We start from the raw sequence: 476 nt of genomic DNA, 5'->3' as shown, positions 1-476 counted from the left end.
TTCCAATCGGCAGGGATGTGGTCGGGATGGGCGCTGTCGTGCATGACGCCGGAGATATACGGGCGGTCGGGATTGCCTTGGACGAAGGACAGCATGACTTCGGTGCCTTCGTGTAAGGGGAAGTGGATACCGTATTCGGGACCGGCATAGGGTTTGGCGAGTCGGACGGGACGGCTTTCGCCGCCGGGGCTCCATTCGTCCAAATCAAACGGCAGTTTGACGCGGTAGCGTCCCATGTCGTCGATGTAGGCGTAGGTGCAGTTCTCTGCCGCGGTCACCCGTGCGGGCAGTGTGCCGGCGATGTGGGGGCGCGGGGTGGTGCGTTCGGGACGGAAGGTGAGTTGGGCGGGTATGGCGGTAAAGGTGTGGCTGTAGGCGGTATCGCGGCTGCCGCTGTGTTCCATACTGAGTACTAGCCAGCCGTCGGGTGCTTCGGGGAAGGCGGTATCGGTTTGGAACACTTTCATCGGTGCCAT

At 62.2% G+C, this 476-nt stretch carries 1 protein-coding gene; it reads right to left on the bottom strand.

The window, feature by feature from the left end:
* Positions 1 to 476: phage baseplate assembly protein V (locus HMPREF2572_RS14575; RefSeq protein WP_246827784.1), on the bottom strand; the 476-nt coding region annotated here is incomplete at both ends.

The organism is Neisseria sp. HMSC064E01 (assembly GCF_001808875.1).
Lineage (GTDB): Bacteria > Pseudomonadota > Gammaproteobacteria > Burkholderiales > Neisseriaceae > Neisseria > Neisseria sicca_A.
This window is presented reverse-complemented; position numbering and strand designations above follow the sequence as displayed.